We start from the raw sequence: 23,604 nt of genomic DNA, 5'->3' as shown, positions 1-23,604 counted from the left end.
AGCGACGGAAATTGCTGCGATCCGTCAGATCGACAGGCAGATGTATTTCAGTTCCAGATAGTCCTCGATCCCGTGGCGGCTGCCCTCGCGGCCAAGACCCGACTGCTTGACGCCGCCGAAGGGCGCCACCTCGGTCGAGATGATGCCGGTGTTCACGCCGACGATGCCGTATTCCAGCGCCTCCTGCACGCGGGTGATGCGGCCGATGTCGCGGGCATAGAAGTATGATGCCAGCCCGAAGATCGTGTCGTTGGCTTTCTGGACGACCTCCTCCTCGGTGTCGAAGCGGAACAGCGGGGCGAGGGGACCGAAGGTTTCCTCGGTCGCGACCTTCATGCGGTCGGTGACGCCGGTCACGACCGTGGGCTGGAAGAACAACCCTTCCATCCGCTCGCCCCCGGTGACGACCTGCCCGCCGCCGTCCAGCACGTCGCGGATATGCTCCTCGACCTTTTCCACGGCGTCCTGGTTGATGAGGGGACCGGTGGTCACGCCGTCCTCCAGCCCGTCGCCCACGCGCAGCTTATCGACCGCCGCCGCCAGCTTCCCGGCGAAGGCGTCATATACCCCGGCCTGGACATAGATGCGGTTCGCGCAAACGCAGGTCTGGCCATTGTTGCGGAACTTGGACGCCATGGCGCCTTCGACCGCCGCGTCCAGGTCGGCGTCGTCGAAGACGATGAAGGGCGCGTTGCCGCCCAGTTCCATGGAGCATTTCAGCACCTGGTCAGCAGCCTGGCGCAGAAGGATCCGCCCGACCTCGGTCGAGCCGGTGAAGGTCAGCTTGCGCACAAGCGGGTTCTCGCAGAATTCCTTGCCGATGTCGCTGCTGCGCGACGAGGTGATCACCGACAGGATCCCCTTGGGCAGCCCCGCGCGTTCGCCCAAGACCGCCATCGCCAGCGCGGACAGCGGCGTCTCGGCGGCGGGGCGGGCGACGAAGCCGCAGCCCACGGCCAGGGCGGGGGCGGCCTTGCGCGCGATCATGGCGTTCGGGAAATTCCACGGCGTGATGCTGCCCACCACGCCGATCGGCTGGCGGATCACCGTCAGGCGCTTGTCGGGCATGTGGCCGGGGATCGTCTCGCCGTAAACGCGCTTGGCTTCCTCTCCGAACCATTCGACGAAGCTCGCGCCATAGGCGATCTCTCCCTTGGCCTCGGGAAAGGGCTTGCCCATCTCGGCCGTCAGGATGCGGGCGAGGTCGTCCTGGTTGGCCATCATCAGATCGAACCACCGGCGCATCACCCCCGCGCGGTCCTTGGCGGTGCGGGCGGCCCAGGCCTTCATCGCCTGGTGCGCCGCCTGAATGGCAAGGGCGGCGTCGGCGCGGTCCATGTCAGCGACCCTGGCGATCACGTCGCCGCGCGCGGGATTGATCACGTCGAATGTCGCGCCGTCCGCCGCGTCCACCCATTCGCCCGCCACGAAGGCCCGGGTTTCCAGAAGCGAGGGGTCGCGCAGCAGCGTCTTGAGGTCGGTCGAATGCTTGGTCATTGGCATGGCTCCGGAAGCGGTTGGCCCATGATCACCATGCGGCCGGGGCGATGTCAAAGCATCCGCGCCACCGCCGGGACATCGGAAAAAAAGTCGCGTTCAAGGCGAAACCATGAAACCGAAGGCGAGTATCCGCGTTGAACGGGCATCGCTAAGCCTTCCCTCTTGGCGACCCTCTCTGATGGGGCGGTGTGCCGGTCGCGCGCCGCCCCTTTTTCATGGGCGCAGATCGTGCCAGCAGGGCTGCCGGTCGCCGGGCGCAGGGGTGGCGGCATGGACGCCCCGGGCAATCGCCCGCGCCAGACAGGACGCGGCGGCATGGCCCAGCAGGAAAGGGTCCGTGGCGGGATCGGGCAGGGGCCTTGCGCCGGTCGAGACCGCAAAGACCAGATCGCCGTCGAAGGGCGTATGGCTGGGCACCAGCGCGCGGGCCATGCCGTCATGGGCGGCGATGGCCAGCCGTTGCAGGGCCGGCTTGTCGAGCGCCGCGTCGGTGGCGACGATGGCGATGGTCGTGGCCTCGCCCAGGCGTTTGACCGGGGCAGGCTCATGGGCGGCGGGGAAGCTGGCGGGCAGGCCAAGCCCGCCGAACTCGGCCTCCAGCTCCCAGGGGGCGGCCCAGAACTGCCGCGTGTCGCCCACCGTCGCCTGCCCAAGCGCGTTGACCACCACGAGGGCACCCACCGTCACCCCGTTCCCCAACCGGGCCGAGGCCGAGCCAAGCCCGCCCTTCAGGTTTCCCGTCGTGGCCCCGGTCCCTGCCCCTGCCGTGCCCAGGGCGAAATCGGCGGCGGCGGCGTCGAAGGCCGCCCGTCCAAGCGCCGGATAGGGATTGTCGGCCCAGTCCTTGTTCCCGCCGTTCAGCAGGTCGAAGACGATCGCCCCCGGCACGATCGGCACCCGCACGTCACCCACGGCAAACCCCCGCCCCGCCGCGCGCAGGCCCGCCATCACCCCGTCGCAGGCCGCCAGCCCGAAAGCCGATCCCCCCGACAGCACCAGGGCATCAACCCCTGCCACCAGCTTGTCGGGGGCCAGCAGGTCGGTTTCCCGCGTGCCCGGCGCCCCGCCCATGACATGCACCGCCGCCGCGAAGGGCGCATCCGCCGTCAGCACGGTGACGCCCGATTTCAGCCGCGCATCCGTGGCATTGCCCACCCGCAGGCCGGGGATGTCGGTGATCAGGTTCAACGGTCCCGGCTTCATGGGCTATTCCTTCGTGAATTCGATCTGCCGCACGCGCACATGGCGCAGCGATTCCACCATCAGCGCGGTCATCAGGCCAAAGCTCAGCAGCCCGTTGGCGGCGGCCAGCCCGCCCAGGATGCGCCATTCCTCGGGCATCAGCACGTCGCCATAGCCCAGCGTCGTGAAGGTCACGAGCGTGAAATACATCGCCTCCTCGAAATCCGCGAAGATGCGCAGCAGGTGAAAGGCCAGCGCCCACAGCCAGACCGACATCGTCACCATCGCCAGCACCGCCAGGCTGGCGGCCAGCACGATCAGGATCAGCTTGGGCCGGTGCGGCGCACGCACCAGCCAGCCTTCCCAGCGGGCGAAGCCCGTCTCCAGCAGCCAGATCCACAGCCCCGCGATGGCGATGCTGCCCAGCATCAGAACCGATCCGAAGGCAATCTGTCCCAGCATGGCCGTTCCTTTTCCCACCCCTCATGCACCTTTACAGGACGGTGCCCGACGCCTATCTGACAGCACCATGGCTACCGACCCCGACAAGAACTACAAGATCATCGCCGAAAACCGGCGGGCGCGCTTCGATTACTTCATCGAAAGCGACCTCGAGGTCGGCATCATGCTGACGGGTTCCGAGGTGAAGTCCCTGCGCACCGGCCAGTCGAACATCGCCGAAAGCTATGCCTCGGTCGAGGGGGGCGAGTTGTGGCTGATCAACGGCTATATCGCCGCCTACAAGCAGGCCGGGGTGTTCGGGCACGAGGAACGCCGCCGCCGCAAGCTGCTGGTCAGCCGCAAGGAACTGGCGCGGCTGTGGCAGGCCGTGGGGCGCGAGGGGATGACGCTGGTTCCGCTGGTGATGTATTTCAACCACCGTGGCATCGTGAAGCTGAAGATCGGCGTGGCCAAGGGCAAGAAGAACCACGACAAGCGCGAAACCGACGCCAAGCGCGACTGGAACCGGCAAAAGCAGCGGCTTTTGAAGCAGGGTTAGGATTGCGCCAGCCCGGCGGCCCTTGTAGATCAGGCCCGCACCGTAGAGCGGAGGGGGCCATGCAGGACGATCCGAAAACGCTGGTCTCGACCGAATGGCTGGCCGCCCACCTGAACGATCCCGACCTGCGCATCCTGGATGCAAGCTGGCACATGCCCGCCACCGGACGCGACGCGCGGGCCGAATACGACGCGGCCCATATCCCGGGCGCGCGGTTTTTCGACATCGACGCCATCAGCGACAAGCGCAGCACCCTGCCGCACATGGCCCCGCCGGTCGAGATGTTCATCTCCCGGATGCGCGCCATGGGCGTGGGCGACGGGCACCAGGTCGTGATCTATGACAATTCCGACGTGCGCAGCGCCGCGCGGGTCTGGTGGACCTTCCGCCTGATGGGCAAGACCGATGTGGCCGTGCTGGACGGCGGCTTTGCCAAGTGGCGGGCCGAGGGCCGCCCGGTCGAGGACATGGCCCCGATCCTGCGCGACCGCCACATCACCGTGCAGCGGCAGGCGGGCCTTGTGCGCGACGTGACGCAGGTCGCTTCGGCCAGCAAGCTGGGCGATCACGGGATCGTTGATGCCCGCGCCCCCGAACGCTTTCGCGGCGAGGCGCCCGAGCCGCGCCCCGGCCTGCGGTCCGGCCATATCCCCGGCGCGAGGAACGTTCCCTTCGGGCGGCTGCTCAACGCGGACGGCACGATGAAATCGCCCGATCTTCTGCGCGCCGAGTTCGAGGCCGCCGGGGTGGACCTGAAAAAGCCCGTGATCACAAGCTGCGGCAGCGGCATCACCGCCGCCGTGCTGTCGCTGGCGCTGGAACGGATCGGGCACCGCAACCACGCGCTTTACGACGGAAGCTGGACCGAATGGGGCAGCTTCCCGGACCTGCCCCTCGCAACCGGAGACGCCTGAATGCTGTCGAACCTGAAACCGCAAGCCCCCGATTCGATCCTGAAGCTGATCGAGGAGTTCAAGGCCGACACCCGCCAGGGCAAGATCGACCTGGGCGTCGGCGTCTACAAGGATCCCCAGGGGGTGACGCCTGTCATGCGGGCGGTCAAGGCGGCGGAACGGCGGATCTGGGAAACGCAGACGACCAAGGCCTATACCGGTCTGGCGGGTGAACCCGAATACCGCGACGCCATGGCGCGGATGGTGCTGAAGGATGTGCCAGGGGACCGGCTGGCATCTCTTGCCACCGTGGGCGGCACGGGCGCGATCCGGCAGGCGCTGGAACTGGCGCGGCTCGCCAATCCGGGAATGACGGTTCACGTGTCGAACCCGACCTGGCCCAACCACCTGTCGATCATGAAGTTCATGGGCCTGCCCTTCGTCGAATACCGTTACTTCGACGCGGAAACGCGCGGCGTCGATTTCGACGGGCTGAAGGCCGACATCGCCCGCGCGGGCAAGAGCGACATCGTGCTGCTGCACGGCTGCTGCCACAACCCGACCGGCGCCAACCTGACCATGGACCAGTGGGACGAGGTGGCCGGGATCCTGGAGACATCCGGCGCGATCCCGCTGATCGACCTGGCTTATCAAGGCTTCGGCGACGGGCTTGAGGAGGACGCGGCCGCCACCCGCATGATCGCCGCGCGCCTGCCCGAGGTGCTGATCGCGGCATCTTGCAGCAAGAACTTCGGCATCTATCGCGAGCGGACCGGAATCCTGTTCGCCTTGGCGGAAAACACCGCCGCGCGCGATCTGGCGCAGGGGTCGATGGCATTTTTGAACCGGCAGACCTATTCCTTCCCGCCGGACCACGGCGCGCGGATCGTCAGCACCATCCTGACCGACGACGCCCTGCGCGCCGACTGGGCGGCGGAACTGGAAGAAGTGCGGGGCACCATGCTGGGCCTGCGGTCGCAACTGGCGTCCGAACTGCGTGACCTGTCGGGCAGCGACCGCTTCGACTTCATCGGCCGGCATCGGGGCATGTTCTCTCGGCTGGGGGCGTCGCCGGAACAGGTGGCAAAGCTGAAATCCGACGCGGCGATCTACATGGTGGGCGATTCGCGGCTGAACATCGCGGGTCTGAACCGGCACACCGTGCCGGTCCTGGCCCGCGCGATCATCGACGCGGGCGTCTGATCAGCCCGGATTGCGGCGCAACTCGTTGACGCCGCGCAACACGGGGCCGTTGTCGTCGAAATAGACGGCCATGGCCCCGGTCTGATGCAACCGCCCTAGGTCCAGCATCATGCAGGGCCAGTCCTGCGCGGGAACCTTGGCCGCCACCACCACGATCCGCTGCGGCTGGCAGGCGGCGGGCGCGCGCGCCTCGGCCCCCTTGCCGGTGAAATGCCAGACCTGCCAGCCCCCCGGCAGCGCGGCCACCCGGTCGCGCTTGTCGCCCCCCCAGGCGGGGCGGGCGGCCGCATCCTCTTGCGCGGCGGTGTCGCCATCCTCTTGCAGCCAGGTGCTGACCACGAAGGCCCCGCCGGACGGCTTGGACACGGCGCGGCCCTGGGCAGTCATCAGCCCCACCGCCTCGCCTTCAGGGGCCACCAGCAGCAGCGGACGGCTGGCGGTCAGCCAGATCGCCCCGGAGGCCGCCAGCATCGCCATGCCCGCCAGGAACCCCGCGCCCGTCAGGCTGAAACGCCGCGCGCCCGCGCCGCCGCGCCAGCACAGGACGGCCAGCGTCGCGCCAAAGCACATCAGCGGGATCACCGGCGAAGGCGGCAAGGGCAGGGCCGTCACCGCGCCGCCCAGGGACGCCACCCATTCCGCGACCCGCAGCATCCAGGCGGTCCCCAGGCCCATCACCCACAGCGCCGGTCCCGCCAGGCCAACCGAGGCCAGCAGCGCGCCGATCACGCCCGCGGGCATCACAAGGGCGCCCATCACCGGCACGGCCAGCAGGTTCGCGATCAGCCCGTATTGCGCCATCCGGTTGAAATGCGCCGCCGCCAGCGGCGAGGTCGCGATGGCTGCCACCAGCGAGGACACCAGCAGCATCGCCACCGGCCGCAGCCAGAAGGGCAGGCGGGGCGAAATCTTCGACCACGGGCCATAGGACAGGATCAGCGCGACGGTGGCCGCGAAGCTCATCTGGAAGCCGGGATGGGTCACGGCCTCGGGCGAATAGATCAGGATGATCGTCGCGGCCAGCGCCACGGTGCGCAGGGAAATCGCCCGCCGATCGGCCATGATCGCCACCAGCATCACCGCCACCATGACGAAGGCGCGTTCGGTGGCGACCCCGCCGCCCGACAGCCACAGATAGGCCGCCGATGCCAGCAGCGCCCCAAGGGCCGCGATTTTGTGGACGCCCTGCGGCAGGGGCGCGCCCAGGCCCTGCGCCAGCACCAGGGCCATGCGCAGCGCGGTATAGACGAAGCCCGCCAGCATCGACATGTGCAGGCCCGAGATCGAGATGATGTGGTACAGGTTCGAGGCCCGCATGACCTCGTTCGTGGCCTCCTCGATCCCCGAACGGTCGCCGGTCATCAGGGCGGATGCGACCGCGCCCTCCTGCCCGCCGATGCCGTCCTGGATCGCCCGGCTGATCGCCATGCGCGCGCGGTGCATGGCCCAAAGGCCGCCCTCGGCCGGTTCCACGGTCAGGACCGGCGTGCGGGTGTAACCCACGGCGCCCAACCCCTCGAACCAGGCGAGCCAGCGGAAATCGAAGCTGCCGGGGGACGCCGGGGCCGGGGGCGGGCCAAGATGGCCGGTCAGCATCACCCGCTGGCCCAGGGGCGGCGGCGGATCAGACTGGTCCATCAGCGACAGCCGCACCTTGCCCGGCGTACGGCCGGGGGCGGTGTCGCGCAGCACCACCCGGTCCAGCGTCAGCCGGATCCGGTCGCGGGCGGACCGGTCGATTTCCAACAGCCGCCCTTCGATGGGACCATAGTAGCGCCATTCCATCACCGGGGCGGCGACCATCGCGGACCGCAGCCCGATCAGGCCAAAGCCCGCGATGACCAGCAGCGCCGCCGTCGCCCCGATCCGCAGCGCGTCGGCCAGGGACCAACCGATGCGCCCCCGTTCGGCCCAGGGCAGCGCCAGCCGCCACACGCCAAGCGCCAAGGCGGCCAGCAGCCCAAGCGCCCCCCAGTGCCACGGGGCAGGGGCAAAGGGCAGGGCGAACCACAGCGCGATCCCGGCGGCCAGGCAGACCGGCACCCAGGGAAACAGCCCGGCGCGGATCGTGGCGGCCATGCGGGCGGGCCGCGCATCCGCATGGCGCGACGCCGCCCGCGCGCCGGAAAAGCCCGGCAATGCCGTGATGTCGCCCTGGGCGGCCATTCTTGTCCTTTCGCACCGGCTTCTCTATTCCTGCGGCCAACGATGGCATGGACGGCTTACCAAAGCGTTAATGCCTGCCCCGACAGGAAGGCCGCCATGTCCGATACCCAGATCGTCACCCGCTTTGCCCCCTCGCCCACCGGGTACCTGCATGTCGGCGGGGCGCGCACGGCGCTGTTCAACTGGCTTTACGCGCGGGGCCGGGGCGGCAAGTTCCTGTTGCGGATCGAGGATACCGACCGCGCCCGGTCCACGCCCGAGGCCACGGCGGCAATCCTGAAGGGCCTGACCTGGCTGGGCCTTGACTGGGACGGCGAGCCGATCAGTCAGTTCGAGCGCCGCGACCGCCATGCCGAGGTGGCAAGGCAGATGCTGGCCGATGGCACCGCCTACAAGTGCTTTTCCACGCCCGAGGAAATCGCCGAATGGCGCGAGGCGAACCCCCGCCAGCCGTTCCAAAGCCCCTGGCGCGACGCGGCGGATCTGCCTGACGCCCCTCATGCGATCCGCCTGCGCGCCCCGCGCGAGGGCGAGACGGTGGTGAACGACGCCGTGCAGGGCACGGTGCGGGTGGCCAACGACCAGCTGGACGACATGATCATCCTGCGGTCGGACGGCACCCCCACCTACATGCTGGCGGTGGTCGTCGATGATCACGACATGGGCGTCACCCATGTGATCCGGGGCGACGACCACCTGACCAACACCTTTCGGCAGGTGCAGATCTTCGACGCGATGGGATGGCCGCGCCCGGTCTTTGCCCATATCCCGCTGATCCATGGCGAGGACGGCAAGAAGCTGTCCAAACGCCACGGCGCGGTGGGGCTGCACGAATTCGCGGCAATGGGCTATCCCCCGGCGGCGATGCGCAACTATCTGGCGCGGCTTGGCTGGAGCCATGGCGACGACGAACTGTTCGACGACGCCCAGGCCCGCGCGTGGTTCGACCTGTCGGGCATCAACCGCGCCCCCGCGCGGCTGGATTTCAAGAAGCTGGAGCATGTCAGCGGGCACCATGTCGGCACGATGCCGGACGCCGATCTGCTGGCCGCCCTGGACGATTTCCTGGCAGAAACGGATTCTGCCGCCCTGACGCAGCGTCAAAGGGACCGGATCGCGGCGGCCTTGCCTGCCTTGAAGGAAAAGGCGAAAACCCTGCCGCAATTGCTGGATCAGGCCCGTTTCGCGCTGATCGACCGGCCGGTGGAACCGGATGAAAAAGCATCAAAGTCTCTGGATATGGTATCCCGTGGTATGCTGTCCAGATTGACTGCCGCAGTGCAGCATGTTAGCTGGACCCGAGACGAACTGGAGCAGGCGGCCAAGCGGGTTGCCGAGGAGAACGGCGTGGGCTTGGGCAAACTGGCGGCGCCTTTGCGGGCCGCCTTGGCCGGCCGGACGACGACCCCCAGTGTGTTCGACATGATGACGGCGCTAGGCCGCGAGGAATCGTTGGCCCGGTTGCAGGACCAGACGGATTTGGCAGGCTGACGGCCTGCCCTTACATGCCAGGTCGCCCCGCGCGCAGTCGAAGGTCGGCCCGGCCCAGCCGGAAAGGACGCTTTGGATGGCCGACGCGACGACCGCCACACTCAAGATCAACGGCTCCGAATACGAGCTTCCGATCCTTCGTCCCACGCAGGGACCGGAGGTGCTGGATATCCGCAAGCTGTATGGCCAGGCGGACGTGTTCACCTATGACCCCGGCTTCACCTCGACCGCAAGCTGCGATTCCACCATCACCTTCATCGACGGCGACAAGGGAGAGCTGTGGTATCGCGGCTATCCGATCGAGCAGCTGGCCGCGCAGTCCCATTACCTGGAGGTCTGCTACCTGCTGCTCTATGGCGAGCTGCCGACCGCCGCGCAGATGACGGATTTCGAGCGTCGCGTGACCCGTCACACGATGGTGCATGAACAGATGCACAACTTCTTCCGGGGCTTCCGCCGCGACGCGCATCCCATGGCGACCATGGTCGGCGTGGTTGGCGCGATGTCGGCATTCTATCACGATTCGACCGACGTGAACGACCCCTGGCAGCGCGAGGTGGCCTCGATCCGGCTGATCGCCAAGCTGCCGACCATCGCGGCGATGGCCTACAAGTACTCGATCGGCCAGCCTTTCGTGTATCCGCAGAACGAACTGGATTACGCCAGCAACTTCCTGCACATGTGCTTTTCGGTCCCGGCCGAGAAATACAACGTCGATCCGGCCCTGGCCCGCGCCATGGACCGCATCTTCACGCTGCACGCCGATCACGAACAGAACGCCTCGACCTCGACCGTGCGGCTGGCGGGATCGTCGGGGGCCAATCCCTTCGCCTGCATCGCGGCGGGGATCGCCTGCCTGTGGGGACCGGCCCATGGCGGCGCGAACCAGGCCTGCCTGGAGATGCTGCGCGAGATCGGGACCGTGGACCGCATCCCGGAATACATCGCGCGCGCCAAGGACAAGTCCGATCCGTTCAAGCTGATGGGTTTCGGCCATCGCGTTTACAAGAACTTCGACCCGCGCGCCAAGGTGATGAAGGAATCGGCGGACGAGGTGCTGGATCTGCTGGGCATCCACGACAACCCGACGCTGCAAGTCGCCAAGGAGCTGGAAAAGATCGCGCTGGAAGACGAGTATTTCATCGAGAAGAAGCTGTATCCCAACGTCGATTTCTATTCCGGCATCATCCTGGAAGCGATGGGCTTCCCGACCTCGATGTTCACGCCGATCTTCGCGCTGTCGCGCACGGTGGGCTGGATCGCGCAATGGAAGGAAATGATCGCCGATCCGCAGGCCAAGATCGGCCGCCCGCGCCAACTGTATGTGGGCGAAGGCAAGCGCGACTACATCGACGTGACCGCGCGCTGATCGGCCGCAGCTTCCCGGAGGCCCCTTGGGGGGCCTCCTTGCAGGACGGGTCTTGTGATGCGGCCCTGCCGGTGGCAAGGGAACGGCCATGACACAGACACAGAAAATCGCATTGGTGACCGGCGCTTCGCGCGGCCTTGGCGCCGCCCTGGCCCAGGATCTGGCCGCGCGTGGCTATCACGTCCTGGCCGTGGCCCGGACCGTCGGCGCGCTTGAAGAACTCGACGACCGCATCCGCCGCGCGGGCGGCAGCACGACGCTTGCCCCCATGGACGTGGCCGAGGCGCCCGCGATGCAGCAACTGGCCCAGGCCGTGCTGACCCGCTGGGGCGGGCTGGATCTGTGGGCGCATTCGGCGATCCACGCGGCCCCCCTGGCGCCTGCGCCGCATGTCGATGGCAAGGACTGGGCCAAGTCGGTGCTGGTCAACATGGACGTGACGCGCGGTCTGATCGCGCTGCTGGAGCCGCTGTTGCGCGCGCGGCAGGGGACGGCGCTGTTCTTCGACGATCCTCGCGCGGGGCAGAAGTTCTTTGGCGCCTATGGGGCGACCAAGGCGGGGCAGATCGCCCTTGCCCGCAGCTGGCAGGCCGAGGCCGCGACCATCGGTCCGCGCGTGGTGATCGCCGAACCCGCGCCGATGCCCACCGCCGTGCGCGCGCGGTTCTTTCCGGGCGAGGATCGGGCGGCGCTGACGCCCTGCAAGGCCGAGGCGGCGCGGATCCTGGACGCGTTGTGATTGCGTCCCGCGAGTGCCGGGGGCGCTTCGCCCCCCGGACCCCCCGAGGATATTTTCATGAAGAAGAAGCCGCAAGCGACCGGGTCGCCTGATCCAGCCAGGCCCGTGTGGCTTCATCCAGATACGGCGACAGCGCGTCGCGGACCCGCGCGTGATAGGCATCCAGCCATTCCGCCTCGTCCCGCGACAGGGCCGCGATGTCGATCAGGCGGCGGTCGATGGGGCAGAGGGTCAGCGTCTCGAAGCCCAGCATGGCGCGGCCCGGTTCGGCAAGGGCCTCGGTGATCGCGACCAGGTTCTCGATGCGGATGCCGAAGGCCCCTTCGCGGTAATAGCCGGGTTCGTTGGACAGGATCATCCCGGTCTCCAGGGCCAGGGTGCTGGCGCGGCTGATGCGCGCGGGGCCTTCGTGGACGCACAGCGCCGCGCCGACGCCGTGGCCGGTGCCGTGGTCATAGTCCAGGCCTTGCGCCCACAGGTGTTGGCGCGCCAGCGCGTCCAGATGTGCCCCGGCCACGCCCTTGGGAAAACGCGCCCGGCTGAGGGCGATCATGCCGCGCAGGACCGCCGTATAGGGGGCCACGGCCTCGGGCAGCGGATCGCCCAGCGGCACGGTGCGGGTAATGTCGGTGGTGCCGTCGGGATACTGCCCGCCCGAGTCGATTAGCAGCACCTCGCCCCGCGCCAGGCGGCGGTTGGTGGCGCGGGTGACGCGGTAATGGACGATCGCGCCGTTCGGTCCCGCCCCGCAGATCGTGTCGAAGCTGATGTCGGTGATGCCCGCGTCCCGGCGCAGGGATTCCAGCTTTTCCACCACGTCGATCTCGGTCAGGCTCGCCGGATCCTCGCCGTCCAGCCAGGCCAGCAGCCGCACCATTGCCACCCCATCACGCAGGTGGGCCGCGCGCATCCCGTCCAGTTCGGCGGCGTTCTTGCGCGCCTTGGGCAAGATCGCGGGGTCGGCGGCGCGCGAGACTTGGGTGTTCGCGCTTTCCAGCAGGCGGAAGGCGGCCTCGGGGGCGGTGGCGGGGTCAATGCGGACCGGGCCTTCCAGGTCCAGCAGGGCGGGGGCCAAGCCGTCGGGATGCAGGATCGCGACTTCGTTGCCCAGACGGGCGCGCAGGGCGTCGTCGAACTTGGCGGGATCCGCGAACAGGGCCAGGTGGCCGTCGTCCGACAGCACCGCGAAGGACTGCACGATGGGGTTCTTGGGGACATCGGTGCCCCGGATGTTCAGCAGCCAGGAAATCGAATCGGGCAGCGTCAGCAGCGCCGCCGCCTGGCCTTCCTCGCGCAGTTGCGCGGCCAGGCGGGCGCGCTTGTCGGCCGAGGTCTCGCCCGCCACCGCATCGTCATGGGCGCGTGCGCGGCCCACGGGCGGGGCGGGGCGGTCGGTCCAGACCGCGTCCAGCGGGTTCCGGTCCACCGCGATCAGACCGATGCCGCTGTCGGCCAGGGCCTTGTCCAGCGTCTCGATCTCCTGGCGGGTGTGCAGCCAGGGATCGAAGCCCAGGCAGCCGCCCGCGGGCAGGGCCTCGCGCAGCCAGTCCGAGGGCTTGGTGTCCGGCCAGGGCACCGGCGTGAAATGCGCCGGATCAACCTGCGCCTTGACCTGCACGCGGTAACGCCCGTCGATGAAGACCCCCGCCCGGTCGGGCGTCACGATGGCAAAGCCCGCGCTGCCGGTGAAGCCCGTCAGCCAGGCCAGCCGCGCATCCGCATCGGCCACGTATTCGCCCTGATGGGCATCGGCGCGGGGCACGATGAAGCCGTCCAGCCCGTCCGCCACCAGCCGCGCGCGCAGTTGCGACAGCCGCACGGGGTGATCGGCGCCACCGGCGGGATCGTCGAAACCCTGGAAGCTCACAGCGCGATCGCCTTCATGACCTCGGGTTCGATGACCTGCACGCCGGGCAGTCCTTCGATCATCACTTGGGCGGATTGTTCCAGCAGCGGGAAGGTCTTGTAGTGGCAGGGGATCACGGTCTTGAAGTCGAAATACTTCCGCGCCGCCCAAGCCGCCCGTTTCATGTCCATGGTGAAATGTCCGCCTGCGCACAGGATGCCGATATCCGGCTGATGGTATTCCCCCATCCAGGCCATGTCGGCCATGATGTCCGTGTCGCCCGAGACATAGATCACATGCCCCTCGCCCGCGATCATGTAGCCTGATTCGTGGCCCGCATAGATCGGTCCGTCCGCCCCGCTCAGCGAACTGGAATGGCTGGCGTTCACCATCGTGACCCTGGCCCCGCCCAGATCGACGGTGCCGCCCTTGTTGAAGCCGATGCCGTCGATGTCGTGATGCGTGGACCAGTGGCTCACCAGGTCATAGATGCCCGCGACGGGGATCTTCAGCTCCTTGGCGATGGCCAGGGTGTCGCCGGAATGATCGCCGTGGCCGTGGGTCAGCAGGATATGCGTGGCGCCCCCGATGGCCTCGGCGCGGGCGCCCTCGGGGAAGACCGGGTTGCCGGAAATCCAGGGGTCGATCAGGATCACCGCGTTTTCGATTTCCAGGCGAAAGCCGGCATGTCCAAGCCAGGTCAGTTGCATCGCGTTTCCCTTGTCCCGTGTCGGGCGCAGGTTAGCGGCGGGCTTGGGCCGTGACCAGACGGGTCAGGCCCGATACAATCAAACGGGGGCCGCATCCTCCAGCCGCAGGCGCAGCCTTTCGCGCCCGCCCCAGGTGGACAGATCCAGCTTGCCCGCCAGATGAAAGCGCCGCCCGCGCGCGCCCAGCAGGGCCGGGCCAAGCGGGCCGTTCATCGCCCCCCAGGCCACGGCCTCTAGCGCGGGGCCGCCCGCGCTGCGGAAGGACAGGCGCAGGTGGCTGTCGCCCATGGTGGCGGCGCTGTCGATCATCTGGTCGGCAAAGGCGAAACGCGGCGCGGGGGCGGCCTGGCCGAAGGGACCGGCATCCTCCAGTTGGCGATAGATCTGCGGGGTGGCGCCCGCGCATTCCATCAGGCCGGAAATGCGCAGGTCGCGCGCGCCCGTTCGTTGCGACAGGTCGTCCGCGATCAGGTCGGACAGGCGCGCCATGGCGGCGGGGATCATGTCGGCAGCCACGGTCAGGCCAGCGGCCATGGTGTGTCCGCCGCCCTTGATCAGCAGCCCTTCACTGGCCAGGCAGTGAATCGCCCGGCCCAGATCGACGCCGGGAACCGACCGCGCGGACCCCTTGCCGATCCCGCCATCCACGCCGATCACGACCGAGGGCAGGTCGGTTGCCTCCTTCACGCGCGCGGCCACGATGCCGACGACGCCGGGATGCCAGCCCTGGCCTGCGGCCCAGGACAGGCGGGCATCGCCGCGGGCCTCGACCTGGGCCACGGCCTCGTCGCGCACGGCGGCCTCGATGGCGCGGCGGTCGCGGTTCAGCATGTCCAGTTCCGCGGCCAGCCGCCCGGCTTCGCGCGGGTCGCGGCAGGCCAGGCACAGCGCGCCCAGATCGGCGCGGCCCACGCGGCCGCCCGCATTGATGCGCGGTCCCAGCAGGAAGCCCAGATGGAACGCGCCCGGCGGTCCGTCGAGGCGCGCCACGTCGGACAGCGCGACCAGTCCGGGCCGCTGCCTGCGGGCCATGACCGCCAGGCCCTGGCGCACGAAGGCGCGGTTGACGCCGATAAGGGGGGCCACGTCGGCCACGGTCGCCAGCGCCACCAGATCCAGCATCGCCATCAGGTCGGGTTCCGGCCGCCCCTGCGCACGCAGGACGCGCCCTGCCTGCACCAGCGTCAGGAACACCACGCCCGCGGCGCAGAGGTGGCCCAGCGAACCATCCTCGTCTGCCCGGTTCGGGTTCACGACCGCCAGCGCGGGGGGCAGGGTCTCGCCGCCCAGGTGGTGGTCCAGCACGATGATGTCGGTGCCCGCCGCGGCGGCCAGGGCGTCGTGGCTCAGGGTGCCGCAATCGACGCAGACGATCAGGTCATGGTTTGCCGCAAGCGAAGCCATGGCGGGGGCGTTCGGGCCATAGCCTTCGTCGATGCGGTCGGGGATATACAGCGTCGCGTCCCGCCCCTGGCCGCGCAGCCAGTCCAGCAGCAGGGCGGCGGAACTGCCGCCGTCCACGTCGTAATCGGCGAAAATGGCGATGCGTTCACCGTTGACCGCCGCCGCGACCAGCCGTTCGGCGGCAACGCCCATGTCGCGCAGACACAGTGGGTCAGGCAGCAGGTCGCGCAGCCGGGGCGTCAGGAAGCCTTCGGCGCCCTCCGCCTCGACCCCCCGGTCGGCCAGGATGCGGGCGACGGGCAGCGGCAGGCCGGTGCGCTGCGCCAGCCCCTCGGCCAGGCGGTCGGCGCCGCTGTCCGGGCCGATCCACCGCCGACCCGTCAGCGATTGCTCGATTCCCAGAAACGTCACGCCTGCACCTTCTTCTTCATCCAAATATCCCGGGGGAGACGCGCGGAACGCGCGGCGGGGGCAGCGCCCCCCTACTTGATCGGGTTGCGATAGATCATCCGCCGCACCGAGCCGGTCTTGGACCGCATCAGGATCGTCTCGGTCGTCAGATAGCCCGGTTCGCGCTTGACGCCCGCCACGATGGAGCCGTTCGTCACGCCCGTCGCGGCAAAGATCACGTCGCCCGTCACCAGTTCGTCGCGCGCATAGATGCGGTCCAGATCGGTGATGCCCGCCTTGCGCGCCCGGCCGCGTTCGTCGTCGTTGCGGAACAACAGCTTGCCCCACATCTGCCCGCCCATGCATTTGAGCGCGGATGCCGCCAGCACCCCTTCGGGGGCGCCGCCCGATCCCATGTACATGTCGATGCCGGTCAGTTCGGCCTCGGCGCAGTGGATCACGCCCGCCACGTCGCCGTCGGTGATCAGCCGGATCGCCGCGCCGGTGGAGCGCACCTCGGCCACCAGATCCTCGTGCCGGGGGCGTTCCAGGATGCAGACGGTGATGTCGCTGTCCTCGACGCCCCGCGCCTGCGCCAGGGCGCGCACGCGCTGCGAGGGCGTCATCTCCAGGCTGACCACGTCGGTCGGATAGCCCGGCCCGATCGCCAGCTTTTCCATGTACACGTCGGGCGCGTGCAGCAGCGTGCCGCGCTGCGCCATGGCGATCACGGTCAGCGCGTTCGGCATGTCCTTGGCGGTCAGGGTGGTGCCTTCCAAGGGGTCCAAGGCGATGTCCACCTCGGGTCCCTCGCCGGTGCCGACTTCTTCCCCGATGTACAGCATCGGGGCCTCGTCCCGCTCGCCCTCGCCGATGACCACGACGCCCTTGATGTCCAGCATGTTCAACTGGTTGCGCATGGCGTTGACGGCGGCCTGGTCGGCGGCCTTTTCGTCGCCGCGCCCGATCAGCCGGGCCGAGGCATGGGCAGCCGCCTCGCTGACGCGGGCCAGGCCCAGCGAAAGCATCCGGTCGTTGAAATCCTTGGGCGCGGTCATGTCCATCCCTCGTTGCGACAGCTTGGTCGGGTCTTACGCGGACCCTGCCGCAGCGGCAAGCCTGTCGGCGCTAACGGATCAGGCATCGGACAATTCCAGCGCCAGGGCATGAACGCGCGGCACGATGTCGCCCAGGGTCCGGTGCACCAGCCGGTGCCGCTGGACGCGCCCCAGGCCCACGAAATCGGGGCTGGCCATGCGGATGCGGAAATGGGTTTGCCCGCCGTCGCGGTATCCGGCATGCCCGCGATGGCCTTCGCTTTCGTCGATCACCTCGAGCCGGGTGGGGTTCAGCGCGGCCAGGCGCGCGCGCATTTCATCGGCAATCATCCGTCAAGACCTTTCATGTCGCGTCAAAAACCCTAAACTGCCGCCTCCGAGTCGCAAAGGTGCCCCCCAATGAGCAGTAACGACCCGTTCGGCTTCGACATTTCGGCCGCGAAGGACAAGAAGCGCAAGAACAAGGGCCGTCGCGGCATGTCCGGCGCCTTCGAGACCTCGACCCGCATCTGCGACAAGCAGGGCTGCGACGAGCCGGGCCAGTATCGCGCGCCCAAGAACCCGCGCAATCTCGACGACTATTTCTGGTTCTGCAAGGACCATGTCCGCGAATACAACGCGAACTGGAACTACTTCCAGGGCCAGTCCGAGGAGGAATTCCAGCAGTTCATCGACAACGCCACCGTCTGGGAGCGCCCCACCAAGCCCTTCGGCCGGGCCGCGGCCGAGGACAAGTGGGCGCGCCACGGCGTCAGCGACCCGCTGGAGATCCTGGGCGCCAACGGCACCGCCCCCGAGGCCCGCGCCAAGGCCAGCCGCAAGCTGCCCCCCACCGAACGCAAGGCGCTGGACATCCTTGAAGCCAAGGACAGCTGGACCCGCGCCGAGATTCGCAAGCAGTACAAGTCGCTGGTGAAAGACCTGCATCCCGACATGAACGGCGGCGACCGGTCGGACGAGGATCGGCTGTCCGAAGTCGTCTGGGCTTGGGACCAGATCAAGGACAGCCGGTTCTTCAAGGATTGAAGCCGGGCAAGGGGGCTGCCGCCCCCGTCCTTCGGACTCCCCCGCGGATATTTGAGTGAAGAAGAAGCCTGTCAGCGGCGTTTGCGGCGGACAAGGGTCGCGGCGAGGGCGAGGATTGCCAGCAGCACGGCGGGTGCGCTGCCCCACCGCATCCAGGGGGTTTCCGGCAGGGCGGCGGGCAGGGCGGCGTCGATCTTGCCCTGAACGCCCAGAGCCAGCGATTGCCGGATGCGGCCATGGGGGTCGATGACCGCGCTGATGCCGGTGTTTGCCGCGCGGATCAGCGGCAGGCCCGATTCGATGGCGCGCAGGCGGGCCTGGGCCAGATGCTGGTAAGGGCCGGAGAATTGTCCGAACCAGGCGTCGTTCGTGGCCTGCAGCAGCCATCCGGGGCGCCGGTCCAGGCCGTGCAGGTGCCGGGGAAAGATCGCCTCGTAGCAGATCAGCGGCTGGAAGTCGGGCACCCCCGGCGCGGACATGACCGCCGGACCGGGACCTGCGGAATAGCCGTTGCCCTGCTGCGCGGCAAAGGCGGTGATGCCGATCCGCGCCAGCGCGTCGCCCCAGGGGATGTATTCGCCGAAGGGAACCAGGTGGAACTTGTCATAGGGGGCGCCGACCGTGGCGTCGGGGTTCAGCGTGACCAGGCTGTTGTAGAACTGGCTGCCGTCCCGGCGCTGGATGCCCATGACCAGCGGTGCGCCTGCCGCCTGCGCGATAGTGGGCAGGACCGGGCCTGCATCCTCCAGCAGGAAGTTCACCGCCGTTTCCGGCCAGACGACCAGATCGCGGGGACCGGGCGCCGCTGACAGATCCAGCAGGCGCTGGAAGAAGACCGCCGCCCATTCGGGATCCCATTTCAGGTGCTGTTCGGCATTGGGCTGGACGATGCGCACGACCGTCCGCGTGTCGGGCGGCAAGGGCTGCGCCAGGCGCGCCAGTCCGGCAGCCCAAAGCCCCCCGGTCAGCGCCAGCGCGACAACGGCGGCGGGCAGGGGGCGCAGCAACGAGGGAAGCACGGCCAAGGCCAGCGTGACCAGGCTCAACCCGATCGCCCCCGTCCAGGCGGCGGTTTGCGCCAAGGGCGTGTCGATCCAGGCATGGCCGATGAGCGACCAGGGCAAGCCGGTGAAGATCCAGCCGCGCAGCCAGTCCGACAGGACCAGCGCGGCCGCGATGGCCAAGGCGCGGCGGGGGGCATCGGTCGCAAGCCGCGCGGCCAGTCCTGCCGGGATGGCCCAGAACAGCGCCCCGCCAAGCGCCAGCAGGACCAGCGCGAAGGGGGCCATCCAGCCGTAGATTTCGGGTTCGACCAGGAACGGCTCGGTGATCCAGTTCATCGACAGGCCGAACCAGCCCAGGCCCCCGGCCAGCAGGTGCCAGAAGGCCCCGCCCCGCGCGGCGCGGTGGATCAGCAGCGCCAGTGCCAGGGGCGTGGCGATCCAGAGGCCGAAGGGCGGCAGGCCAAGGGCCGCGACCAGGCCAAGCGCCAGGTCAAGCCCAAGCTGCCGCAGCGGCGGCCGTCCCGTCAGGACGCGCATGGGAAGCGATCAGGCCTCCGCGTCGGCGTTGGGCTGAGGCTCGGCAGCGGCCGGCGCCTCGTCCACCTTCTTGCGGCGGGTGCGCTTGGGCTTGGGGGCCTCCTCGGCCGCGACTGCAGCCTCGGCGGGTTCCTCGGTCTTCTTGCGGCGGGTCCGCTTGGGTTTTTCCGCAGGCTCGGCGGGGGTCTCGGCCGCCTCGGCCTCGGTTTTCTTGCGGCGGGTGCGCTTGGGCTTGGGCGCGTCCTCGGCCACCGGATCGGCGGCGAGGGCTTCCGTCACGGGTGCCTCGGGCGCCTGTTCCGCCACCGGCTCGCTGGCCGGCATGTCGGGCGCGGGGGCGTCCTGCGCCGCCTCGACGACCTCGACCGGCGTGTCCACGACCGCAGCGGTTTCCGTCACCGCCTCGGGCTTCTTGCGGCGGTTGCGGCTGCGGCGCGGCTTGTCGGTGGGCGCCTCGGCGGCGACAGGCTGGGCAGGCTCTGCGGCCCGCGGCTTGTCGTCGCTATCCTGGGAGGTCGAGGCCAGCGCGCGGCGCAGTTCCACCAGCATGAACTCCGGGACGTGATCGCCCATGCCCGTCACGGCAGGACCGCGATGTTCGTCGCGCCGTCCCCGGCGTTCGCGCCCCTGATCGCGGCGGTCCTCCCGGCGGTCGGCGTTGCGATCCTCGCGCCGGTCTTCGCGGCGTTCCTCGCGGACCGGTTCGCGGCGGGCTTCCTCGCGCGCCACGGGTTCGGGCGCGCGCTCTTCGCGCGGTTCGCGCCGGTCTTCGTCCCGGGTCCGGGTTTCGTCCCGGCCCCGCGGCTTGTCGCGGCCACGGGTCTTGTCACGGGCGGGGCGGCGGTCGTCGCGGCCTGCGGGGCGGTCGGTTTCGGACAAGGTAAAGCCTTCGGGCAAGGGGGCGCGGGGCAGGGTCTGTTTCACGAGGTTTTCGATGGCGGCCAGATATTTGTCATCGGACGGCGTGGCGATGCTGAAGGCGCTGCCCAGACGGCCCGCGCGGCCGGTGCGGCCGATGCGATGCACGTAATCCTCGGCGTGCGACGGCAGGTCGAAGTTGAACACGTGGCTGACCGCCGGAATGTCCAGGCCCCGCGCCGCCACGTCGGACGCGACCAGGAACTTCAGCGTGCCGCCGCGGAAGCTGTCCAGAGTCCGGGTGCGGTGGCTTTGGTCCAGGTCGCCATGGATTGGGGCCGCGTCATAGCCGTACTTGGCCAGCGACTTGGCGACGATGTCCACGTCGGTCTTGCGGTTGCAGAAGATGATGGCGTTCTTCAGCCCGCCGGTCTCGGTTTCCGGACCTTCGGCGTCGATCAGGGCGCGCAGCAGGTCGCGCTTCTGCTTGGCGGCCAGATCGCGGCGCGAGGGCGTGAACTGGACCAGCTTCTGGGTGATCGTCTCGCTGGCGGTGGCCTGGCGGGCGACCTCGATCCGTTCGGGGGCGTGCAGGAAGGTGTCGGTGATCCGCTCGATCTCCGGCGCCATGGTGGCGCTGAAGAACAGGGTCTGGCGGGTGAAGGGGGTCAGCTGGAAGATGCGTTCGATATCGGGGATGAAGCCCATGTCGAGCATCCGGTCGGCCTCGTCCACGACCATGATCTGCACGCCGGTCAGCAACAGCTTGCCGCGTTCAAAGTGATCCAGCAGCCGGCCCGGCGTGGCGATCAGCACGTCCACGCCCCGGTCGATCAGCTTGTCCTGTTCGCCGAACGACACGCCGCCGATCAGCAGCGCCTTGGTCAGGCGAGTGTGTTTCGCATAGGTGTCGAAATTCTCGGCCACCTGGGCGGCCAGTTCGCGGGTCGGGCACAGCACCAGCGACCGCGGCATCCGCGCCCGCGCCCGGCCACGGCCCAGCATGGTGATCATCGGCAGCACGAAGCTGGCGGTCTTGCCGGTGCCGGTCTGCGCGATTCCCAGCACGTCGCGGCCTTCCAGCGCGGGCGGGATGGCGCCCGCCTGGATCGGCGTCGGCACCTCGTACCCGGCCTCGGCGATGGCCTGCAACACTTTGGGATCGAGCTTCAGATCGGAGAACTTCGTCATTCAGGGGCTTTCCAAGGCTTGCGCGCCGGTGGTCCGGTGCAAGGCGTTCCACTGCCGCGTGGCCCGGATGGCTGCTGCGGCCTGCAATGGGACGCAGACTCGCACGCCCCTTCAGTCGGCCCGCCGGATGCGGACCATGCAGCGATTTAGACCAAGTGGGCCGCCACGTCAATGTTTTCGCCCGCAAACCTTGCGTAAAAGACCCGCTTCGGGGGCTTTCGGTTGACCAGGCCCCGTTCCAGGCGATAACCGGCGGGCGACAGTCAGGAAAGCGATGATGAACCTATTCACCGATCTGCGCGGCGTCGTGCTGGCCGCGCTGGACCAGATGACGCAGGCGGGCGAACTGCCGCAGGGGCTTGATTTCGCCAATGTCGCGGTGGAACCGCCGCGCGATCCCGCCCATGGCGACATGGCCACCAACGCCGCGATGGTGCTGGCCAAGCCGGCGGGCGTGAAGCCGCGAGAGATCGCCGACAGGCTGGCCGCGCGCCTGACCGACCCCCGCATCGCGGCGGCCGAGGTCGCGGGGCCGGGCTTCCTGAACCTGCGCCTGTCCCCCGCCGTCTGGCAGGGCGTCGTGGCGACCGCCCTGCGCGAGGGCGCGGAGTTCGGACGATCCGCCATCGGTGCGGGCCAAAGGGTCAACGTGGAATTCGTCAGCGCCAATCCCACGGGGCCGATGCATGTGGGCCATGTGCGCGGCGCGGTCTTCGGCGACGCGCTGGCGAACCTGCTGGCGTTCTCGGGCCACGAGGTGACGCGCGAATACTACATCAACGACGGCGGCGCGCAGGTCGATGTGCTGGCGCGGTCTGCCTATGAGCGTTACCGCGAGGCCAACGGGCTGGAGCCGGAAATCCGCGAAGGGCTTTATCCCGGCGATTACCTGATCCCCGTGGGCGAGGCGCTGAAGGCGAAATACGGCACCAGCCTGCTGGAGCGTCCCGAAGGCGACTGGCTTGCTGATGTGCGCGATTTCGCCACCGAAGCGATGATGGAGATGATCCGGGGCGACCTGGCGGCCCTTGGCGTGCGCATGGATGTCTATTCCAGCGAAAAGGCGCTTTACGGCACCGGCCAGATCGAGGCCGCGATCGAGCGGCTGCGGTCCATGGACCTGATCTATCGCGGCGTGCTGGAACCGCCCAAGGGCAAGCTGCCCGAGGACTGGGAAGAACGCGAGCAGTTGCTGTTCCGGTCCACCGCGCATGGCGACGACGTGGACCGGCCGATCCAGAAATCCGACGGCGCCTGGACCTATTTCGCGCCCGACATCGCCTATCATTTCGACAAGATCGACCGGGGCTTCGATGCGCTGATCGACGTGTTCGGCGCGGATCACGGCGGCTATGTCAAGCGGATGCAGGCGGCGGTGGCGGCCCTGTCGAACGGGCGCGTGCCGCTGGACATCAAGCTGATCCAGCTGGTGAAGCTGTTCAAGAACGGCGAGCCGTTCAAGATGTCGAAACGCGCGGGCACCTTCGTCACCCTGCGCGACGTGGTCGAGGAAGCGGGCGCGGATGTCACCCGCTTCATCATGCTGACGCGCAAGAACGACGCCGCGCTGGATTTCGATTTCGCGCGCGTGCTGGAACAGTCCAAGGACAACCCCGTGTGGTATGTCCAGTATGCCAGCGCGCGGGTCCATTCGGTGCTGCGCCGGGCGGGCGAATCAGGGATCGACGTGGGTGATTCGGCCTTGGCCGCGGCGGATCTGACGAAATTATCGCATCCGGCGGAACTGGATCTGGCGCGGAAAGTTGCGGAATGGCCTCGGCTTGTCGAACATGCGGCCCGCGCCCACGAGCCGCACCGGGTGGCGTTTTTCCTGTATGACATCGCATCCGACCTGCATTCGTTGTGGAATCGCGGCAATGACGACGCGTCGTTGCGCTTCGTGCAGGAAGGCGATCCGGCCACCTCGCAAGCAAAAATCGCGCTGGTGCGTGCAGTTGGCGTTGTTATTTCAAGTGGTCTTGCTATCCTTGGTGTCACACCGGCCAAGGAAATGCGCTGACATCACAAGGCGCCCCT

18 protein-coding genes and 1 pseudogene are annotated in these 23,604 nt (G+C 68.6%); 8 read left to right on the top strand and 11 right to left on the bottom strand.

The genetic code is table 11. The features are described 5' to 3' along the window. Positions 1–24 precede the first annotated feature (24 nt). The 3 genes from GIY56_RS07265 to GIY56_RS07255 form a co-directional block, all read right to left on the bottom strand. Positions 25–1,497, bottom strand: coding sequence for an NAD-dependent succinate-semialdehyde dehydrogenase (locus GIY56_RS07265; RefSeq protein ID WP_154764150.1), 1,473 nt, complete (start codon positions 1,495–1,497; stop codon positions 25–27). Between the two features lie 216 nt (positions 1,498–1,713). Further along, complete coding sequence (locus GIY56_RS07260; protein WP_154764149.1) at positions 1,714–2,703, bottom strand: P1 family peptidase; 990 nt, start codon at positions 2,701–2,703, stop codon at positions 1,714–1,716. 3 nt (positions 2,704–2,706) lie between these two features. After that, positions 2,707–3,144: an ion channel gene (locus tag GIY56_RS07255; protein WP_154764148.1), complete on the bottom strand. Its 438-nt coding sequence runs from the start codon at positions 3,142–3,144 to the stop codon at positions 2,707–2,709. 67 nt (positions 3,145–3,211) lie between these two features. Here GIY56_RS07255 and smpB point away from each other — a divergent pair, with 67 nt between their 5' ends. The 3 genes from smpB to GIY56_RS07240 are packed head-to-tail and all read left to right on the top strand — an operon-like array spanning position 3,212 to position 5,778. Further along, positions 3,212–3,682 (top strand): SsrA-binding protein SmpB, encoded by a 471-nt coding sequence (smpB, locus tag GIY56_RS07250; RefSeq protein WP_154764147.1) that lies wholly within the window; start codon positions 3,212–3,214, stop codon positions 3,680–3,682. A gap of 59 nt (positions 3,683–3,741) precedes the next feature. Next, positions 3,742–4,596, top strand: coding sequence for a 3-mercaptopyruvate sulfurtransferase (sseA, locus tag GIY56_RS07245; protein WP_154764146.1), 855 nt, complete (start codon positions 3,742–3,744; stop codon positions 4,594–4,596). Next, positions 4,597–5,778 (top strand): amino acid aminotransferase, encoded by a 1,182-nt coding sequence (locus tag GIY56_RS07240; RefSeq protein WP_154764145.1) that lies wholly within the window; start codon positions 4,597–4,599, stop codon positions 5,776–5,778. Here the strand turns inward: GIY56_RS07240 and GIY56_RS07235 are convergent, their stop codons facing one another. Beyond that, the gene (locus tag GIY56_RS07235) at positions 5,779–7,944 is read right to left on the bottom strand and encodes a ComEC/Rec2 family competence protein (protein ID WP_230312352.1); all 2,166 of its coding nucleotides are present in this window, start codon (positions 7,942–7,944) and stop codon (positions 5,779–5,781) included. A 96-nt stretch (positions 7,945–8,040) separates the two neighbouring features. On the opposite strand from GIY56_RS07235, the gene gltX reads away from it, so the two are divergent. From gltX to GIY56_RS07220, 3 genes are all read left to right on the top strand, one after another. Beyond that, positions 8,041–9,435 (top strand): glutamate--tRNA ligase, encoded by a 1,395-nt coding sequence (gene gltX / locus GIY56_RS07230; RefSeq protein WP_154764144.1) that lies wholly within the window; start codon positions 8,041–8,043, stop codon positions 9,433–9,435. Positions 9,436–9,511: 76 nt separating this feature from the next. After that, positions 9,512–10,804, top strand: a complete 1,293-nt coding sequence (gene gltA / locus GIY56_RS07225; RefSeq protein WP_154764143.1) for a citrate synthase — start codon at positions 9,512–9,514, stop codon at positions 10,802–10,804. Between the two features lie 88 nt (positions 10,805–10,892). Continuing rightward, positions 10,893–11,543: an SDR family NAD(P)-dependent oxidoreductase gene (locus GIY56_RS07220; protein WP_154764142.1), complete on the top strand. Its 651-nt coding sequence runs from the start codon at positions 10,893–10,895 to the stop codon at positions 11,541–11,543. A 55-nt stretch (positions 11,544–11,598) separates the two neighbouring features. Here the strand turns inward: GIY56_RS07220 and GIY56_RS07215 are convergent, their stop codons facing one another. The 5 genes from GIY56_RS07215 to GIY56_RS07195 form a co-directional block, all read right to left on the bottom strand. After that, entirely contained in the window at positions 11,599–13,410 is a 1,812-nt protein-coding gene (locus GIY56_RS07215; RefSeq protein WP_328288474.1) for an aminopeptidase P family protein, read from the bottom strand. Beyond that, on the bottom strand, positions 13,407–14,099 hold the full coding sequence (locus GIY56_RS07210) for a metal-dependent hydrolase (RefSeq protein WP_154764141.1): 693 nt from the start codon (positions 14,097–14,099) through the stop codon (positions 13,407–13,409). The genes GIY56_RS07215 and GIY56_RS07210 overlap by 4 nt, the downstream gene beginning before the upstream one ends. A gap of 78 nt (positions 14,100–14,177) precedes the next feature. Next, positions 14,178–15,914: a single-stranded-DNA-specific exonuclease RecJ gene (gene recJ / locus GIY56_RS07205; protein ID WP_328288473.1), complete on the bottom strand. Its 1,737-nt coding sequence runs from the start codon at positions 15,912–15,914 to the stop codon at positions 14,178–14,180. Positions 15,915–15,985: 71 nt separating this feature from the next. Then, the gene (gene glpX, locus GIY56_RS07200) at positions 15,986–16,951 is read right to left on the bottom strand and encodes a class II fructose-bisphosphatase (RefSeq protein ID WP_154764139.1); all 966 of its coding nucleotides are present in this window, start codon (positions 16,949–16,951) and stop codon (positions 15,986–15,988) included. A gap of 78 nt (positions 16,952–17,029) precedes the next feature. Beyond that, positions 17,030–17,281, bottom strand: a complete 252-nt coding sequence (locus tag GIY56_RS07195) for a BolA family protein (protein ID WP_154764138.1) — start codon at positions 17,279–17,281, stop codon at positions 17,030–17,032. A gap of 69 nt (positions 17,282–17,350) precedes the next feature. Here GIY56_RS07195 and GIY56_RS07190 point away from each other — a divergent pair, with 69 nt between their 5' ends. Beyond that, a complete protein-coding gene (locus tag GIY56_RS07190) occupies positions 17,351–17,977 on the top strand; it encodes a J domain-containing protein (protein ID WP_154764137.1) in 627 nt (208 codons plus the stop codon). Positions 17,978–18,048: 71 nt separating this feature from the next. On the opposite strand, the gene lnt is transcribed toward GIY56_RS07190, so the two are convergent. Together lnt and GIY56_RS07180 are read right to left on the bottom strand one after the other, a co-directional pair. Beyond that, positions 18,049–19,518 (bottom strand): apolipoprotein N-acyltransferase, encoded by a 1,470-nt coding sequence (gene lnt / locus GIY56_RS07185; RefSeq protein ID WP_154764136.1) that lies wholly within the window; start codon positions 19,516–19,518, stop codon positions 18,049–18,051. 477 nt (positions 19,519–19,995) lie between these two features. After that, positions 19,996–21,567 (bottom strand): annotated as a pseudogene (locus GIY56_RS07180) (DEAD/DEAH box helicase); the annotation flags it as partial. A 277-nt stretch (positions 21,568–21,844) separates the two neighbouring features. On the opposite strand from GIY56_RS07180, the gene argS reads away from it, so the two are divergent. Next, positions 21,845–23,587, top strand: a complete 1,743-nt coding sequence (gene argS, locus GIY56_RS07175; RefSeq protein ID WP_154764134.1) for an arginine--tRNA ligase — start codon at positions 21,845–21,847, stop codon at positions 23,585–23,587. The last annotated feature ends 17 nt before the right edge of the window (positions 23,588–23,604 follow it).

The organism is Paracoccus lichenicola (assembly GCF_009708075.1).
Taxonomy (GTDB): domain Bacteria; phylum Pseudomonadota; class Alphaproteobacteria; order Rhodobacterales; family Rhodobacteraceae; genus Paracoccus; species Paracoccus lichenicola.
This window is presented reverse-complemented; position numbering and strand designations above follow the sequence as displayed.

Coding starts and splice junctions, on each gene's coding strand:
- GIY56_RS07265 (WP_154764150.1), bottom strand. CDS start 1,497: ATGACCAAGCATTCGACCGACCTCAAGACGCTGCTGCGCGACCCCTCG.
- GIY56_RS07260 (WP_154764149.1), bottom strand. CDS start 2,703: ATGAAGCCGGGACCGTTGAACCTGATCACCGACATCCCCGGCCTGCGG.
- GIY56_RS07255 (WP_154764148.1), bottom strand. CDS start 3,144: ATGCTGGGACAGATTGCCTTCGGATCGGTTCTGATGCTGGGCAGCATC.
- smpB (WP_154764147.1), top strand. CDS start 3,212: ATGGCTACCGACCCCGACAAGAACTACAAGATCATCGCCGAAAACCGG.
- sseA (WP_154764146.1), top strand. CDS start 3,742: ATGCAGGACGATCCGAAAACGCTGGTCTCGACCGAATGGCTGGCCGCC.
- GIY56_RS07240 (WP_154764145.1), top strand. CDS start 4,597: ATGCTGTCGAACCTGAAACCGCAAGCCCCCGATTCGATCCTGAAGCTG.
- GIY56_RS07235 (WP_230312352.1), bottom strand. CDS start 7,944: ATGGCCGCCCAGGGCGACATCACGGCATTGCCGGGCTTTTCCGGCGCG.
- gltX (WP_154764144.1), top strand. CDS start 8,041: ATGTCCGATACCCAGATCGTCACCCGCTTTGCCCCCTCGCCCACCGGG.
- gltA (WP_154764143.1), top strand. CDS start 9,512: ATGGCCGACGCGACGACCGCCACACTCAAGATCAACGGCTCCGAATAC.
- GIY56_RS07220 (WP_154764142.1), top strand. CDS start 10,893: ATGACACAGACACAGAAAATCGCATTGGTGACCGGCGCTTCGCGCGGC.
- GIY56_RS07210 (WP_154764141.1), bottom strand. CDS start 14,099: ATGCAACTGACCTGGCTTGGACATGCCGGCTTTCGCCTGGAAATCGAA.
- glpX (WP_154764139.1), bottom strand. CDS start 16,951: ATGACCGCGCCCAAGGATTTCAACGACCGGATGCTTTCGCTGGGCCTG.
- GIY56_RS07195 (WP_154764138.1), bottom strand. CDS start 17,281: ATGATTGCCGATGAAATGCGCGCGCGCCTGGCCGCGCTGAACCCCACC.
- GIY56_RS07190 (WP_154764137.1), top strand. CDS start 17,351: ATGAGCAGTAACGACCCGTTCGGCTTCGACATTTCGGCCGCGAAGGAC.
- lnt (WP_154764136.1), bottom strand. CDS start 19,518: ATGCGCGTCCTGACGGGACGGCCGCCGCTGCGGCAGCTTGGGCTTGAC.
- argS (WP_154764134.1), top strand. CDS start 21,845: ATGAACCTATTCACCGATCTGCGCGGCGTCGTGCTGGCCGCGCTGGAC.